Here is a 16,292-nt window from a genome sequence, read left to right as displayed (position 1 = left end):
GTACGGCAAATGTCTGCAATGGCCGATCGCAGACTTTGCAAGGTTAGGCCTTCTACGCAAAAACAGCATTCCAGTTCTATATTGGTTGGTTCTCCTGCAATCCAAACAGAGGCGCAGCCTTAGACTCTCTCCGCACAAGATATCAGCTGGAATGCTGCTATACTTGAACCGACCCCTTTAAGATCGAATGGGCCTGCGGGCATCATTTCGCTTTTCACCTGCCAAGCTGTGGCGTGAGAAATCAGTGTTTGGCCATCTTTGGCGATTTCACAAAGTCTTGCTGCGAGGTTTGGGGCCGGGCCAATGGCAGAGTAATCAAGGCGGTTTTCAAATCCGATCTGGCCCATCGTTGCAGCGCCTGTAGCAATCCCAATTCCAAGCCCCAGACCTCTTTCGTCTGCGCCAGCTTTGAACGATGCCATGGCACCGCGCACCCTTCCTTGCATTTCTTGCGCCAAATCTACAGCCCGCTGAGCCGCATGCTCTACCGGAACCGGAGCGCCGAACAGAACCATCAAACCATCACCTAGGAACCGCTCCAGTGTTCCTCCATGCGCCTCAACAAGTGGGCCACAGGTGCTGTGAAAAGTATTGAGAACTTCAATAATCTGATCCGGAGTCGCAGCGCTCGCAAAGGCGGTAAACCCCCGCAGATCGGCAAACAAAACTGTAATCTCCGCTCGACGAGTTCGCAGTACATCTTCTTCATCAGAAGCGCCGACAATCATCGTGGCCACCTGTGCAGGCAAATAGCGCTTCAAGCGGTTGGTGCGCTCGATCTCTTCGACCTGCTCGGCCACGCGTGTTTCCAAAACTGCGTTCCAGTCGGCTAACTGCGTTTTTTGCGCTTTTACTTGTTCGTAAAGCTCTCCTAGTTTTAGACTGGTCTGATTGACATGATGCGCCAGCTCACCAAGTTCGTCCCGATTAGGAACGTCAACTTTTTCATCGAACCCACCTTTGGAAAGCCTACCCAGTGCTACGCGGATGCGTTGAATTGGCCACAGAAGTGAAGAAGAAATCGAATAACCAAGAAGAAGCGCGACGCCGATCGCAATCAACGCCACCGCGACGATGTTCTGACGTGAGGTAAGATATGCCTGTGTCGTCGTCCTCGCGCGGCTTCGCATCTCACGTTCGATTTGCTGAACGACGGTATAGGCATCTCTTTGCATTGCTTGGAGTGGTTCGAAAGCTTGCGCAATTCCATATTCCGCAGCCTCTCTAAACTTCGCTTCAGCCCCTAAGCGCCTTATTTCCAAAGTGATTGGTATAATGGGCTGAAGGTCAGCCCGAAGGTCGGAAATCGTTTTCTCATCTGGCATACCGGTCTGTCCGAACCGGCGCGCACCCAGCGCAAGGTCCCGTTCCAGGTCGACCGTTCGATTATAAGCAGCCCAAGTCGGCACTCTAAAAAAACCATATTCTTTTGGAGCAACCTCAGATTCCATACTCGGATATATTGCCAACGTATATGCAATGATATTGGATAAACTGATGTATGCATCGTTGAAAAAAGCGATACGCTCTTGGTCTTGAATCATCGCTTCGGTTCGGACATTTGCTTGGTGCAATGAGTACAGACCAAATAGAGCGAGACCGACAAGCAAGCAGGTGACGCCTAAAAACGCGGTAAGCAGTTTCGCTCGAACTGAAAGCGCGATTCTTGCGACGCCGCGCGCAACGAGATTAGGTCGTCTGGAGTAATTGTCGCGGTCTTGTCTCATATCCGCTATCCCGCCGAATGGTCTACATAGTGTGCGGTAGATCCGAAAATATTCTGCACTATTTGGCTAAAAAACACCAACGGTGCATTGCGCTAGTAGACTCGGACACCCCCGCCAACGCGCTCTTCGGAAATGCCAATGCCTAGCACTAAGTGTCCGTTTTAGGCTGCTGGCTTCTAAAACCACTCACAGTATGAACGCTCGGTATAAAGGACAGATTTCGGCTTAACTATGTTATTCGAAGACCCACGGTGAGGAGCTTTTTGATAGAGAGATCGCCCATGGTAAACGGTTTAGCACTGATCTTGAGCTCTGGCACGGCGCTTTGCTCCGGGTTAGTGTCGGTACACCGTACGGAGCGCGCTCATCAATGAGTGGGGTAACAAGTGCAATTTGAAAGTTTGTTCGACACGTTTATTGTGATGCTGGTCTTAGTTGGGGCCGCGATCTGGTTTCGAAAAAAAAATGTTATTCAAGCACATGAACAGGGAGTGTTCGCGCGGCTTGTAACAGACTTCGCTCTTCCGGCGCTGATTTTTGCAAATCTCAGCCGCGAGCCGTTCAATTTTCATAACCTTAATCTTGCCTTTGTTATTTTCACTTCGACCGCTTTGGTAATGGTGGTGGCTTGGCTGGTCGGCAGGTGGTTACAGTTGGAACGCCCAGTCCTGGGTTCTGTAATTTTGGTCTCGGGAGTAGGAAGCACATCTACGCTGGGCTACTCACTTGTTCACGGTATCTACGGCGACAATTCTGAAGTGATGAGCCAGCTAGTAATCATGGGCGAAGTCGGCGTAATCCTTCCGCTCTTTACGTTCGGTGTCGCGATTGCCAGCTATTTTGGTGCCGATATGGAAGATGGCCCGGACGTGATCGATGCGACGATTTCTTTTGTTCAATCTCCGATCTTTATTGCCTTTGTCTTGGGGATCCTTGTTTCTTCCTTTGATCTTGCTCCAGATCATAAAGTAATGGATTTGCTGACAGGTGTACTGAGGATCGCTAGCGATTCACTCACATTTCTAGTCGCTTTCACAATTGGTCTCATGCTGAAGCCTATCCCGTTCCGGGAAATTGCAGGGCTACTCTTTCTGGTGTGTGTGTTGAAGTTGATCCTCGAACCTTTGGTCGCAGCAGCTTTTGCGATTGTGCTTGGTTTAACCGAATTTCAAAAAGATATCCTGGTTGTCGAGGCAGCTATGCCATCGGGCGCTTTGGCTGCGGTGATAGCTGCACGATATGGGTGTGACTCGGCCACAGCATCAGCCCTTTTGATCGCGACATTTGTTATTGGGCTAATTGCGATCCCCATTGTCGGCCTAATTGCGCTGTAACTTCACGCGTTGCGCTTGATGGTTTGAGTTCATCCCGAGCGCACGAAACAATATCCACAGTTGAAGTTGAACATTTTTTAGGCTTGGACATATGAATGATCTAATGGCAGAACGCGGCCTTGTCAGAAGAACTTGGCTTGAGTTAATCAGTGCAAATTTTAGGAAACGTCTTCTGGAAAATCAGTCATTACGTCCTCCGAAAAATACGGTCTGTAGGAAACTGCGAGTACAAAGCAACTACAGACTCATCTTAGCGTAAGTTGTTTAAAAATATGCATGTTCTTTTAGAAACGGCTCGATTTCCTGAAAGAATTCATCAAATCCCGAATGGCCGCGGATCATGCAATGGTTTGCACCGGGAAGTTCAACAAATTCAGCCGCCGGGATTAACCGGGCTGTCTCACGTCCTTCACTGATAGGAGCGGCCATATCGCCTTGAACATGCAGCACCAAAGTCGGAACTTTCAGGCGCTGAGCAGCCGCGCGCGCGTCCACGTAGGCGTTCATTTCCACGATCCGCAAGGCCGTTTCTGGGCTGGCGGATATGCGCTGCATTTCGTCGAAACTTGCCCCTTCTTCCAATGTCGCATCAGGCATGTAGCAAGACGTAAAGAAATGGCGGTAAACGGGGTTTGGTGAGCCCCAACCGGCCGATACCATGGCACGAGCAGCCTCGTAGAACTTTTCGGCGTCTGGGTTTCCCCGCATCATGCGCCCCCGCACGAACCCCCCGAGCAAGATAAGAAATTTCACACGGTCGGGGTGTTTTGCTGCAAATCGAATTGAAAAAGCAGCCCCTTGGCTTATGCCGAACAGGCCAAAACGATCCAGCCCGGCAGCATCGGCCACGGCAATCATATCGTCGATCATGCGTTCTTCTGATATGTCCTCGACCTCCCAATCGGAAAGCCCATTGCCCCGCTGATCGAACCGAACCAATTGGCATAGTTTGGACATTTCTGACAGGAAGTCACCCCAGACTGGGCTGCTCCACTCATACTCGATGTGATTAAGCCAATTGGGGGCTTTCAGAACAGGGGTGCCTTCTCCGGTCGACGCCCAGGCGAGATTAACGCCATCTGCCGATTTGCAGAACTTCACGTGTTGCTGCAGAGAAATCTCTGGAGCAACACGTACGGGGGCCGCCTGAGGGGACCATTGCCAGACTCGAATGGGGCGGCTGATGTTCTTTACGCGTTGGCCACCCATATCGCGAAACGGCGCGTCGACCCGGTCCTGAATCGCCTGATGCACGATATCTGAGACGCAAACGCCTCCGGGTTCTGCCAAACCTTCAAGCCGCGCGGCGACATTCACACCATCCCCGAAGATATCGCCGTCGTCGAAAATGACATCGCCCAGATTGATGCCCACGCGAAATCGAATTCTCTTGTCGTCCTCCAGTTCGGTTTCTCTTAGACTCATGGCTTGTTGAATGTTGACGGCGCATTGAACCGCGTCCTGAACTGACTCAAACGAGGCCAGCATGCCGTCTCCGGTCGTTTTGATAATGCTTCCGCGCCGACGGATTATTTCCGGATCAATCAACTCTCGCCGGTGTTTCTTTTGACGTGACAAAACACCCAGCTCGTCGACTTCCATCAAGCGCGAGTACCCGACCATATCGGCCGCCAGAATAGCTGAGAGGCGTTGTTCCATGGTAATCCCCCTCTGCGCCAGCGGTTGTTTTGGTAATTGTTGTTCACGCGCTGGCGCGATGCATTGCTGTGAGTATAGCCGGAAACACCCGAGCGGTCTTCTTGGATTAGCTTTGCTTGAGCGGCAAGGGCTTTCGTAGCTTTGAGGGATGGGCAAACCTGCCTCATTCAAATACCTCAAAACCAGTCTGGACTTCATCCGCCTTGCGGTGATGTTGAACCTTCGGCTTCAGCTTTCGTTGCAGAATGAAGAAGACCTACTGCACGAGCGGGAGATCAACGTGAGCCACGAAACTGTGCGCAGCTAATGGAACCGTTTTGGTCCAATGTTTGCCTCCTCGATCAGGTGAAATCGAGCGCAGTAACTATGTGCAGTGCAGAAATAAATGTGGCATGTCGACGTGGTCTACGGGAAGATAGTCGGCAAGCGCCACTAACTGCGGTCCGCGGTTGATCGCGAGGGCGAGGTGCTGGAAGCAGTAGTGAACAAACGCCGAAAAAAGTAGGCGGCTTTGAAAACTTTTAAGAAATTGATGAAACGACATGGCATAACCAACGAGTTGGTCACAGATGCGCTTCGCCTTGTTTCGGGTCGCGCTAAGAGAACTGGGGGCAATGGCTCAACAATCGCGGGTGAGAGCTCAAAACTCCCATTCCGATGAAGAGAGGGTGCAATGCAGTGTTTCAGGCGCATTCGGGGATTGTTTGAAGTCGCCGCTGTTAACTTCTGCGTCTTCAACTAATTCAACCAAGAAAGCTCTCTCAGCAGCCCAGACATTTTCAAGCTGACACGTTTCACCTCTCAATTAGCAGGCAGCCGTTCACGCAGCCGTCTTCTAGGCCAGGTGGGTACCCTGAGTTGAAATATACTCTCAAAAGAAAAGCCCGCCACGTTGTGTGGCGGGCTTCGTCAAGGCGTCTGAAGGTGAGGGATCAGACGCTTTGATACTTCGCAGTTTCCTCCGCCTGTGAAGCTTCGGCGGTCCCTTTGTCGAAGACACGTTGTTCGATTGCGCGTAGCACAACATAAAACAGTGGTGTGAAGAGTAGGCCGAATACAGTAACGCCCAGCATCCCCGAGAAGACAGAGACACCAAGCGCCTGACGCATCTCAGCGCCTGCGCCGGTTGCCATCATAAGGGGCACCACACCGAGAATGAAGGCAAGTGAGGTCATGACGATCGGACGCAATCTTGTTTGGGCGGCCTGAACCGCGGCCTGCCAGCGATCAAGGCCCTGATCCTCGGCCTGGCGCGCGAACTCGACAATCAGGATCGCGTTCTTTGATGCCAAGGCGACCAGTACCACAAACCCGATCTGGACGAGAATGTTGTTGTCCAGACCTGCGATCCAGACCCCGGTGATCGCAGACAATAGAACCATTGGAACGATCAGGATGACGGCAGCGGGTAAGGCCCAGCTCTCATACTGTGCCGCCAGAACCAGGAACACAAAGAGCACGGCAAAGCCAAACACTATCAAAGCGGTATCCTCGGTGTTCTTTTCCTGATAGCTCAGTTCAGTCCACTCATAGCTGATACCTTCCGGAAGAATGCGATCGGCCAGTGCCTCCATACGTTCCAAGGCTTCTGCTGAGGACACGCCGGGCATAGTTTGACCTTGCACAGCAGCGGCCGGGAAGAGGTTGTACCGCGGCTGACGCAAAGGGCCTGTGGTGTCTTCGAAGCTTGCCACCGCGCCGAGGGGCACCATTGCACCGTCGTCGGACCGAGTGCGCAAGCGCGCGACGTCTTCGGCGGTCTCACGAAACTGGGCATCAGCCTGAGCAACTACGGTGTATGTCCGGCCATACAGGTTGAAATCGTTCACGTAGGACGACCCAAGGTAGACCTCCAGAGCCTCGTTGACGTTTGCAACCGGTACGTTAAGCATCTCGGCGCGCTCACGGTCAATCTCGGCCCAGACACGCGGGGTGCCGGTGGAATACAGCGAGAAGACCGCGACAAGACCCGGGTCTGCATTGGCCTCAGCCGACAGCGCCCTTGCGGCTTGTTCCAAAGCGACAGGGCCGACATCACCCGTATCCTGAAGCATCATCTTAAAGCCGCCACCGGTCCCGATACCGCGCACGGGCGGGGGTGCGATAACAAAGATTGCCGCATCGTCGATGGTCGCCATGCGCTGACGGGCTTCGGCCAAAACATCTTCGGCTCTTACGCCCTGTGTCTTGCGATCCTCGAACGGTGTCGTAGCAAAGAAGATCACGCCGGTGTTGGACTCGGTGGTGAAAGTGGCCCCGTTGAAGCCCGAGAAGACAGCAGCGTTTTCCACGCCCTTGATATCAAGCAGTTCATCCACCGCATGACGCACAACTTTGTCCGTACGTTCCAGCGATGCGCCTGGGGGAAGCTGGACCACGGTGATGTAGTACCCCTGATCCTGCTCAGGTACGAAACCACCCGGTACTTTTGAGAACTGGGCATCTGTCAGCAGCAGCAAACCGGCAAACAGGCTCAACATAATGGCCGGTACGCGCACCAGCCGGCGTGTGGCCCAGGCATAGCCATTTGATGCGCGATCAAAGCCAGCATCAAATTTGGACAGTGCAAACGCAATCGGACGCATCAACAGACCAGGTTTCTGCTCGCCATGCGGTTTTAGCAGCATCGCCGCCAGAGAGGGTGACAGCGTCAGCGATACCAGCAGCGAGATTGCGGTGGCTGCAGTAATGGTCACAGCGAATTGGCGATAAAACTCACCCGAGATACCGGCGACGGCTGCCGTCGGGATGAACACAGCAGCGAGGACCAGAGAGGTGGCAATCAGCGCGCCCGAGACTTCTCTCATCGTCTTACGGGCGGCTTCGCGTGGGGAGGCGCCGTTGCGGATATGTTTTTCAATCCCCTCGACAACAATGATTGCGTCATCGACGACGATACCAACTGCAAGGACAAGGCCAAACAGAGACAAGTTGTTGATCGAATACCCGAGGGCCGACATAACCGCGAAAGTGCCGACAAGCGAAACCGGGATTGCCAGAATGGGGGTTACAGCCGCACGCCAGGTGCCTAGGAACAGCAAGATGACAGCCACGACCAACACAACCGCTTCGAGCATGGTTTTGACGACCGCATCAATCGATGCCTGGATGTATTCGGTTGGATTGTAGATGACATCATATGCAAGGCCTTCGGGGAAATCCTGGCTCAGCCGTTCGACAGTTTCTAGAACATCTGCTGCCGTTTCCAACGCATTGGTTCCGGGGCGCTGGTTCACGACCATTGCGACAGCGGCGTCTGTGTTCAGGTAGGCACGCGTCGTATAGTTCGCGGCCCCAAGCTCGACCCGCGCGATGTCAGAAAGACGCACGATCCGTCCTTCCTCACCGCGTTTTACGATGATCCGTTCAAACTCGGATACATCCGACAACCGACCTGCTGTCTGCACCGAGATTTCGAAGTCGGTTGCATCTGGGGTCGGCTGTTGATTCAAAAGGCCCGAGGCCACCTGCGCGTTTTGACTGCGCAGGGCCGAAATCACTTCGCCCGGGGTCATGCCAAGCGCTGCAATACGCTCGGGGTCCAGCCAAATACGCATGGAGTAATCCCGCGCACCAAAGAGGGCTACGTCGCCAACGCCGCCAAGACGCGTCAACTCATCGCGCACCCGTTGCGCTGCATTTGTGATGTAGAGCGCATCGCGCGATGCGTCGGGCGAGAACATGTGGACAACCAACAAAAGATCGGGAGAGGCTTTCTGAGTGACAACACCAAGGCGCCGCACAGTTTCCGGCAGGCGAGGTTCGGCGATGGCGACACGGTTCTGAACCAGAACCTGTGCCGCATCCAGATCAGTGCCCAGTTCGAATGTGACAGTGATCGTCAGATTGCCGTCACCTGTCGCCTGCGACGAGAGGTACAGCATCCCTTCAACGCCGTTTATCTGTTGTTCAAGCGGCGTTGCCACGGTTTGCGCGATTGTTTCGGCGGAGGCACCTGGGTATTGCGCGGTTACCTGAACGGTCGGCGGAGCAACCTCCGGGTATTGCGCCACTGGCAACGTGAAGTAGCTCAGCGCGCCAACAATAGTGATAAATGCGGAGATCACGATCGCAAAGATCGGTCGATCAATGAAGAAATGGGGCAGTTTCATTGGATTGTCCTCACCTTACAGAATGCTGCGATCAACGCAGCGCGACCTCGGTCGTATCGGTGTCCGATGAATTGCGAACCTGAACCTTTGCACCGGCAGCGACCATGTGCAGTCCACTGACGACGACCTGTTCGCCCGCTTCCAGACCTTCGACGGCTCGCAAACCATCGTGGCGGTCGTGGAGGACGACGTCGCGGCGGGTAATCGTGCCGTTTGCGCCTACAACCCAAACGAATTTGGTCGCCTGATCCGAGTTGATTGCCTTTTCGGGAATGACGATGCCGTTGGCATCGGTTTCAGCCGCAAGGCGCATACGCCCAAACATTCCGGGAACAAGCAGGCCATCTTTGTTCTCCAGCACAGCTTGTCCCCTGAGGGTCCCGGTGCCGGCATCCAGACGGTTGTCGACGAAATCGATCTGGCCGGAATGCTCAAAATCTGCGCCACCGGTCAACATGATCTCGACTGGCAGGTCACCTGCAAGGCCACGAAAACCGATGTCTTTGTTCAGTCGCATGTACTCAAGATAATGCTGTTCGGTCACGTCAAACACGAAGTGAATTGGGTCAATAGACACGATCGACGTCAGCGCTGCTGAGCCAGACCCTGCGGAAACCAGGTTACCTTCGCTAATAAAATCATCGGAAATCCGCCCAGTGACGGGAGCATGGATCTGTGTGAACTCAAGGTCCAGCCGCGCGCGTTCAATCGCTGCCTTGGCCGAAGCGATACTGGCCTCGGCTATCGCAGCATTCTGGCGTCGCGTGTCCAGGATAGACTGGCTGATATGACCTTGTTCGCGGAGTAGCTCTGCACGCTCAAGTTCCGACTGGCTCAGTTTGGCAGCTGCTCGCGCTTCGGCCAGATGCGCTTCGGCTTCTGAAAGCAAAGCTTGGTAAGGACGCGGGTCAATTGAAAACAGCAGATCGCCCTTATTGACGATTTGCCCTGATGCAAAGTGCACTTTGTCCAAGTGCCCAGACACTCTTGCTTGGATAAAGACCTCATCCACGGCTTCAAAACGACCGGTGAATTCATCCCAATCCGTTATTTCACGAACTTCCGCTGGGAAAACCTCAACCGTGGGTGCTGGGGGAGGCACCGCTGGCGCAGACGCTTCGGCCGTGCCGACGAAGCTGGATATTTGCATTGTGTTTGCCGCGTACCACAAACCGCCGGCGACTACTGCGCCAACTGCGATACCGGAAAACAGGTGTTCTTTGTATGCCATTATTCTGTCCTCACCATTGAGCTATGTGCCCTGGGTTATGGTCAGAATGTCTTGTTTAATTTTGGATCGAGTACCCCGGGGGCAGGATGATCAATCTTTCCTGTCGGGACCTAATTAAATTAAGCATTAATAATAATGATTTAGCTCAGAAACTTGGTGGATTTGACACCAAAAAATCGACGAATGCCCTCACCCGAGGCGCAACAAGCCTGCGATCAAGATAAACAATCGAATAAGGAAAGCTGTCCACGCGTACGTCTTCCATTACTTTTACCAGTCGGTTCTGCGCCAATGAATCAAGGATTAAGTATGTTGGTAGTTGTGCAATCCCGAGTCCGGCTTCCGTAGCTTGGTGAATGGCGTCTATGTCGTTGGCGACAAGAACCGGGTCCAACGTGCGACGTATGGGGTTACCTTCGCATTCAAAAAGGAAGGGAAACAGACGTCCGGTGTTTTGGGCCCGATAGTGGATGCCGCGATGCCCTTCCAGATCAGTTATCCGCTGTGGGTGCCCGTAACGTTCTATGTAAGTTGGAGCTGCAACGGTATGTATGACATCACTAAATAGCTTTCGAGCGACAAGGTTGGCGCTGTCGCCCAACGTGCCGATGCGGATCGCGACATCGATACCTTCGGACGCAAGATCGACGATGCGATCCTCGAACCTCAGTTCCACCTCGACATGTTTGTAGCGGCACATGAAGGACAGGGCGCGCCGCGTTAGCCACAACCGACCAAACACCGCTGATGCAGAAATGACGAGTTTCCCTCTCGGTTCATCCAGACTATCCGTGAACTCGGACTTGAGGCTCTCTGCTTCATCCAGCAATTTGCGAGCGCCTTCCAAGAGTCTCTCTCCTTCAACGGTCAACGCGACAGATCGTGTGGTGCGCGAGAAGAGCTTTGCCCCGACCTCTGCTTCGACACGCTGAACAGCCTTTGAAATTGCAGAGCTGGTCATGCCTTCAATACGTGCCGCAGCAGCGAAGCTCTCTGTCAGAGCAACCCGAACAAATAGTCTGAGGTCCGATAAGTTATCCATCTTTGGTAGTTGCCGTCACCGAAGTAATATTTGTCAATGCTTGATGGCCCCGCATGTTATCATGGATTGCAGTAACTTGACCCGCTCTTGAGAACGCTAAGCCTTTGAAATAAGGGTCGTACAGGCAGAAACAGGTGCTGCTTTGAAGATCATGGGCTATCCACACTCAGAGGATGTAAAGTGGCATATTTCGAATGCTGAGCCCAGGCTGATCCAGAAACTTCGCAATGGCAAAAATCTTACGCGTTCCCGAGTGGCGATGGCAATGTCTTCGGGTTTCAGATGGGGCAACGCGCGCGTGGCGCACTTTTCGTATTCGGATATGTCAGTCAGATACCCTGTGTGCACAAACATGGTTTTGTTTTTCTTATATAGTGGGTCGGGGTTTCGCTCAGGAATCCAAGCCGCGATTCAACAGTTATCGGCTTCGGCAGTGTTACTACACGTTGCCGCAGATAGTACTTACAAAACTCAATCCGCAGGCAGCATGGAAAACCGGCCAGCAGAAATTTTGTCCAGAGTCTTCATGCAGCAATCGAATGGATGCCAGACGGCAACGAAAACGGCTTCGCCAATGCCAGTGTCTCAGCAAAAATCCGTTTTTCATGGTCGCTTGGCCTCAAAATGAGCACTGCTTCTGGATGGTGAAGTTGATTTGGGATCGCCAGATGCCTTGAGTAGCCGGGTTTTAGGACAGACACTCATTCCCATCAGGACGTATTGAGTGAGTGCACGAGTCCGCGCTTCGGGATGGGGGCCGGTATTCACACAAAGTGGGAAGGTAGCGACGCGACGTTCGAAGCTTGGAGCCGAAAGCAGAAAGTCGTGGTATGCAGCGCGTTTGGGTTCTCTTGCGCAGTGTTATCTACTTGCAGATCGGCAATTCCAGCGGCGGTTGCTTGGGTAAAGATGCTCTCCAACTGTTTATGATCGGTTGGAGGTTGCTTTTGGGCCAGAATTTTGGTGCGCCAATTGCTTGCAAGCAAGCTGCGTTCCAGTAAATCCCAGCGCGCGACAGTGACTTCCCTTTTTTCACCGCCTTGGCCACAGCGTTGATGTCTTTGGATTCTGGGTAGATGTAAAGGGTCGTCGGGTTCCCTTCTACAAGCGCTAAAATGTCCTTTGAGGCGGACTGTGACCAGGTTGTGCAACCATTGCTGCGACCACCAGTGTAGTTCACAAGCCTTCCATAGGGGACATAACCGTCGTTGTCTGCATGCGTGCTTTGTGGGCTTTTGAACCTGCATTGCCACTTAAGGAAAACAGCGGGATGCCCACCGATGGCTCGTTCCCTGGCATTGCTCGTTTCACCTTCACCATCAAACAATAGGAATGTTCTGTAGAACGGTTGAGTTTTTCCGGATCGACTGTAGTAACCTTTGAAGGATGTGCGGGTTTCGGCCGTCACATAGGCACCTCCGGCGGTTAGTTTGGATCCTTCTGCATTGCTGAAATTCTTCGCGCATTGCCGACCATTCGAAAAATTGGCGCCCTTGAGTTTTCGTCCATTTCCATAGCCGGACGAGACCGCCCGGAAAGACTTTTGTGACTCGCAAATGACGTAAAATCGCCTGCCCGGATTGCCGTTTCTTGCAGTGCTGGGACGGGTTGCGTCTTTGGCAAGATAGCAGGGGTTCCTTACTTCGCCTCGGCGTAGTTTCTCTTTGTAAAGCGCTCGAGCCCTTTTCAGGACGATCGGCGCGATTTGCCCATCACCCGTACCCACATGCTTTTGTAGCCACGCCGGAACATCTGGCGATATCGCTTCGGCGCGGTCGGGCAGGGCGCCTGCCGAGATGGCAATCGTCATGGCGGAGAGTGTGAGACGGAGTGAATTCGGTAGCAACTGGAGCTCTCCTGCTAGAATGTCCTCAGGGCCAGTCTACCACAGTTCTAACGCGCCAGGATGTCAGCCAAATGCACGAACCAAGCTTCCTGTTGCCTCAAATCCCACATTACGTTTTGGAGAGCGTATCTAACATTCTGAACAAAATAGCTACGATGTTGCGTCGGTCTCTGGACATTCGGAGAAACGCTTCCAAATGAATCCTATGACTACTCGTCGAAAGTTTCTGTTGGTCACCGCAACCGCAATGGCTGTTCCGTATATTGCACGGGGACAAACTGCGGCCCTGAGTGATGCGATTAGCCACCTGCCGCAGTTGCACTCACTTCAAATTCAACGTGGAAACGAGGTCATTTTCGCTCAGGCCCGACAGGGGGCAGGCTTGGATAGGCCGGCCAATATAAAATCTTGTTCGAAAAGTATTGTAGCTCTGTTGCTTGGGACGGCGATCAATCGACAGGAAATTCCATCGGTAGATGCCACCTTGCAGGAGGTTGCTCCGCAACTCTTGCCTGCTAATGCGACACCCGGTTCTGAAAGTATTACGATGGAGGACCTGGTGACGCTACGGGCAGGTCTCGAAAGAACCTCAGGCAGCAATTACGGAGAATGGATCAACTCTCCCAACTGGATTGCGGATGTGTTGACACGACCGATGGTTGCTGAGCCCGGAGAGCGGATGCTCTATTCCACTGGATCGACCCATGTACTTGGCGCGGCATTGACCGTGGCCACCGGACAAAGTCTTTTGAGACTGACGCGTGAGAGGCTGGGTGCACCGCTTGGTATCGAAATACCTGCTTGGACCAAGGATCCGCAGGGTTACTACTTGGGTGGGAATGAGATGGCGATTACGCCGAGGTCAATGTTGAAGATCGCGGTGTTGCTTCGGGACCGCGGGGCTTTTGCCAACAGGGAAATCATTCCTGAGCGTTGGGTTTTGGAATCGAGCAAGCCACACGGCCGTTCGCCTTTCTCTGGATTGGATTACGGCTATGGCTGGTTTCTGTCCCCTTCAGGCTATGCATTGGCGCGTGGGTATGGAGGGCAAATCATAGCGGCCCATCCTGATCGAAACCTTGCTGTGGCAATTACATCTGATCCCACACGTCCCGCGCGTTCTGGAGGTTATTTTGGAGAATTGGTCAGATTGTTGGATAGTCCGATCTTGAACGTCACCTAAACCGGCCTTGTCAGAAGAACTTGGGTTGAGGCGGGCAGGGTGCTTTCAGAGCCTTCGCGTATGGCTAAACAATCGCCTTTCAAGTACTTCAAGACCAGTCCAGAGGTCATTCGTCTGGCAGTGATGCTGTACGCTCGGTTTTGTCAGATTAACTTTCCTTGAGTGGGACAGGGTGGTTGCTTAGCGTTTGGGAATGACCAAACTTGCTCCCTTCAAATACTTCAAAACCAATCCAGAGGTCATTCGTTTGACAGTGATGCTTTATGTTCGATTTCCGCTTTCGCTTCGAAACGTAGAAGACCTATTGCACGAACGGGGAATTGAGGTGGGCCACGAGACCGTCCGATATTGGTGGGACAGGTTCGGTCCGATGTTTGCCTCTGAGATCAGACGAAAGCGAGTTCAGCAACTGCGCGCGTTCTCCAAATGGAAGTGGCACGTTGACGAAGTTTTCGTGAGGGTAAATGGCAAGCGGCATTATCTTTGGCGGGCCGTTGATCACGAAGGCGAGGTGCTGGAAGCAGTCATCACCAAACGTCGAAACAAAGCTGCAGCATTGAAATCTTTTAAGAAATTGATGAAGCGCCATGGTTGTGCAGAAGAAGTCGTGACGGATCGCTTCGTTTCCTACAAGGTGGCGCTCAGAGAAATGGGCGCGTTCCAAAAACAACAGAGGGGAAGGTGGTTCAACAACCGCGTCGAGAATTCGCACCAGCCGTTTCGACGATGTGAACGCGCCATGCAGCGTTTCAGGCACATGCGAAGTCTACAGAAATTCGCCTCCAACCATTCCTCCGTATAAAACCACTTCAATCAGGAAAGATCGCTAGCCAGCAGAGATACCTTCAAGCTGACACGCACCGCGGCTCTCGCCGAGTGGCGAGAACTTGGTGCTGCATAAAGGGCAGCTATTCTGGTCCGGCTGAAACTGGTTCGAATTTGCCTGACAACACCGCCATAAAACAATTATAATTCAACCACCTTCACCTTGCTTTTCATGTTCTTTATGTTCCCGGTTTCCAAGTGTCTCGTCCTCGTTTTGTCCGATCAGGTGTTTGCAGCGCGACTCGCATTTAGTTGACCGCTGCAACTAGTGGGGTTGCATGACCCAATGCTTACGTGACCAGTTAATCACTACTTGCTGTGCACATCCCCAATCCATTCGGTTCGAGGATTGGCCCCCACTTCCTCGAGCATCTTTAAGACTTCGGCTTTCCAACCTGCCTTGATCTTTAAAGCCAATTGGGATGGAGGCCGGTGGGCAGGTTCAAGGATCGCATACTCGTACCTTAGCGGATTGCTTAAGGGCACGAAGACGACCTTGCCATTGGATAGGTTCATCTCGCGCTCGGTTGCAACGGTCAACGGATCAACGATGGTGCAGCATTGGCCCGAACTTACAAAGGGAATGAGTGGCAAAAAATACTGACAGGTCACAGTTGGGTTGTAATTTGCGGACATGTCCCGAAACGATCGTCGGATTTTCCGCTGAAATGGATGGGTTGCATACAATCCCCCCATCGGTGCCCCGTCCAGATCGGAAATTGTTATGGTATCCCGCGAGGCCAGGGGATGTTCGCTGTCTATCGCGCAGAAACAGTCTGCACGAATGAGTTCGGCTAAGTATTGTGCTTTTCTTCCGGTCGAATGTTCAAAATCTGCAAAGCCGAAATCGATATTCTGAGTCCCTGCAAGTTCCATGATTTGCGGTGAGCTGCGCGAGGACAGGGTAATCTGAATATCAGGGTTTTCGCCCACTGATTGACTGATAAAGCGTGGGAACAAAAAAGCCGATGGGCCGGGCATCGTGGCGATATTCAGACTGCCGGAATGCCCTTTGATCAACCCCTCCATGGTGTTGGATATCGTTGAAAGGCGATCCAGAATACCTGTGGTTTCGGCTAACAGGTAATGCGCCTCGGGGACCGGAATCAGCCGACGCCCTTTGCGCTCGAACAACGTCAGTCCCAATGATTTTTCGAGGTTCTTCAGGGCAAGGCTGATCGCTGGCTGCGTCCGGTTCAATTTCTTGGCGGTCTGCGAGATGGAGCCGGACTCCATCACCTCGCGAAAAACATTAAGCTGGGTAAGGTTCATGTTTGATATATAAATTAAAGTTTAGTTTTGTGAAATATAACAAATTTGTTTTTATGAAAAT

At 52.8% G+C, this 16,292-nt stretch carries 9 protein-coding genes and 2 pseudogenes; 4 read left to right on the top strand and 7 right to left on the bottom strand.

Translation table 11 applies throughout. The features are described from left to right. Nucleotides 1–119: 119 nt before the first annotated feature. Nucleotides 120–1,727, bottom strand: a complete 1,608-nt coding sequence (locus ACR0DT_RS05625) for an adenylate/guanylate cyclase domain-containing protein (RefSeq protein WP_480709812.1) — start codon at nt 1,725–1,727, stop codon at nt 120–122. A gap of 386 nt (nt 1,728–2,113) precedes the next feature. Between ACR0DT_RS05625 and ACR0DT_RS05620 the strand changes: the two genes are divergently transcribed. Beyond that, a complete protein-coding gene (locus ACR0DT_RS05620; protein ID WP_480709811.1) occupies nt 2,114–3,061 on the top strand; it encodes an AEC family transporter in 948 nt (315 codons plus the stop codon). Nucleotides 3,062–3,325: 264 nt separating this feature from the next. On the opposite strand, the gene ACR0DT_RS05615 is transcribed toward ACR0DT_RS05620, so the two are convergent. Next, nucleotides 3,326–4,720 carry an alpha/beta fold hydrolase gene (locus ACR0DT_RS05615; RefSeq protein ID WP_480709810.1) on the bottom strand — a complete coding sequence of 465 codons (1,395 nt, stop codon included), beginning with the start codon at nt 4,718–4,720 and terminating at the stop codon, nt 3,326–3,328. A 148-nt stretch (nt 4,721–4,868) separates the two neighbouring features. On the opposite strand from ACR0DT_RS05615, the pseudogene ACR0DT_RS05610 reads away from it, so the two are divergent. After that, nucleotides 4,869–5,459: pseudogene (locus tag ACR0DT_RS05610) on the top strand (DDE-type integrase/transposase/recombinase); the annotation flags it as partial. Between the two features lie 193 nt (nt 5,460–5,652). Here the strand turns inward: ACR0DT_RS05610 and ACR0DT_RS05605 are convergent. The 4 genes from ACR0DT_RS05605 to ACR0DT_RS05590 form a co-directional block, all read right to left on the bottom strand. Next, nucleotides 5,653–8,832, bottom strand: coding sequence for an efflux RND transporter permease subunit (locus ACR0DT_RS05605; protein WP_480709809.1), 3,180 nt, complete (start codon nt 8,830–8,832; stop codon nt 5,653–5,655). A 31-nt stretch (nt 8,833–8,863) separates the two neighbouring features. Beyond that, the gene (locus ACR0DT_RS05600; protein ID WP_480709808.1) at nt 8,864–10,063 is read right to left on the bottom strand and encodes an efflux RND transporter periplasmic adaptor subunit; all 1,200 of its coding nucleotides are present in this window, start codon (nt 10,061–10,063) and stop codon (nt 8,864–8,866) included. Nucleotides 10,064–10,208: 145 nt separating this feature from the next. After that, nucleotides 10,209–11,105: a substrate binding domain-containing protein gene (locus ACR0DT_RS05595; RefSeq protein ID WP_480709807.1), complete on the bottom strand. Its 897-nt coding sequence runs from the start codon at nt 11,103–11,105 to the stop codon at nt 10,209–10,211. Nucleotides 11,106–11,970: 865 nt separating this feature from the next. Beyond that, entirely contained in the window at nt 11,971–12,915 is a 945-nt protein-coding gene (locus tag ACR0DT_RS05590) for a hypothetical protein (protein ID WP_480709806.1), read from the bottom strand. Between the two features lie 232 nt (nt 12,916–13,147). Here ACR0DT_RS05590 and ACR0DT_RS05585 point away from each other — a divergent pair, with 232 nt between their 5' ends. Continuing rightward, on the top strand, nt 13,148–14,134 hold the full coding sequence (locus ACR0DT_RS05585; protein ID WP_480709805.1) for a serine hydrolase domain-containing protein: 987 nt from the start codon (nt 13,148–13,150) through the stop codon (nt 14,132–14,134). Between the two features lie 193 nt (nt 14,135–14,327). Beyond that, nucleotides 14,328–15,035 (top strand): annotated as a pseudogene (locus ACR0DT_RS05580) (IS6 family transposase). A 233-nt stretch (nt 15,036–15,268) separates the two neighbouring features. On the opposite strand, the gene ACR0DT_RS05575 reads toward ACR0DT_RS05580, so the two are convergent. After that, nucleotides 15,269–16,231: a LysR family transcriptional regulator gene (locus tag ACR0DT_RS05575; RefSeq protein ID WP_480709804.1), complete on the bottom strand. Its 963-nt coding sequence runs from the start codon at nt 16,229–16,231 to the stop codon at nt 15,269–15,271. Between the last annotated feature and the right edge of the window lie 61 nt (nt 16,232–16,292).

It is taken from the genome of Ruegeria sp. BI11, from assembly GCF_056538005.1.
The sequence above is the reverse complement of the archived record's forward strand: the minus strand, read 5'-3'. Positions and strand labels throughout refer to the sequence as shown.

What these genes read in the sequence shown, in the direction of transcription:
- ACR0DT_RS05585 (WP_480709805.1), top strand. Translation starts at nt 13,148, where the DNA reads ATGAATCCTATGACTACTCGTCGAAAGTTTCTGTTGGTCACCGCAACC.
- ACR0DT_RS05590 (WP_480709806.1), bottom strand. Translation starts at nt 12,915, where the DNA reads ATGACGATTGCCATCTCGGCAGGCGCCCTGCCCGACCGCGCCGAAGCG.
- ACR0DT_RS05595 (WP_480709807.1), bottom strand. Translation starts at nt 11,105, where the DNA reads ATGGATAACTTATCGGACCTCAGACTATTTGTTCGGGTTGCTCTGACA.
- ACR0DT_RS05575 (WP_480709804.1), bottom strand. Translation starts at nt 16,231, where the DNA reads ATGAACCTTACCCAGCTTAATGTTTTTCGCGAGGTGATGGAGTCCGGC.
- ACR0DT_RS05600 (WP_480709808.1), bottom strand. Translation starts at nt 10,063, where the DNA reads ATGGCATACAAAGAACACCTGTTTTCCGGTATCGCAGTTGGCGCAGTA.
- ACR0DT_RS05615 (WP_480709810.1), bottom strand. Translation starts at nt 4,720, where the DNA reads ATGGAACAACGCCTCTCAGCTATTCTGGCGGCCGATATGGTCGGGTAC.
- ACR0DT_RS05625 (WP_480709812.1), bottom strand. Translation starts at nt 1,727, where the DNA reads ATGAGACAAGACCGCGACAATTACTCCAGACGACCTAATCTCGTTGCG.
- ACR0DT_RS05605 (WP_480709809.1), bottom strand. Translation starts at nt 8,832, where the DNA reads ATGAAACTGCCCCATTTCTTCATTGATCGACCGATCTTTGCGATCGTG.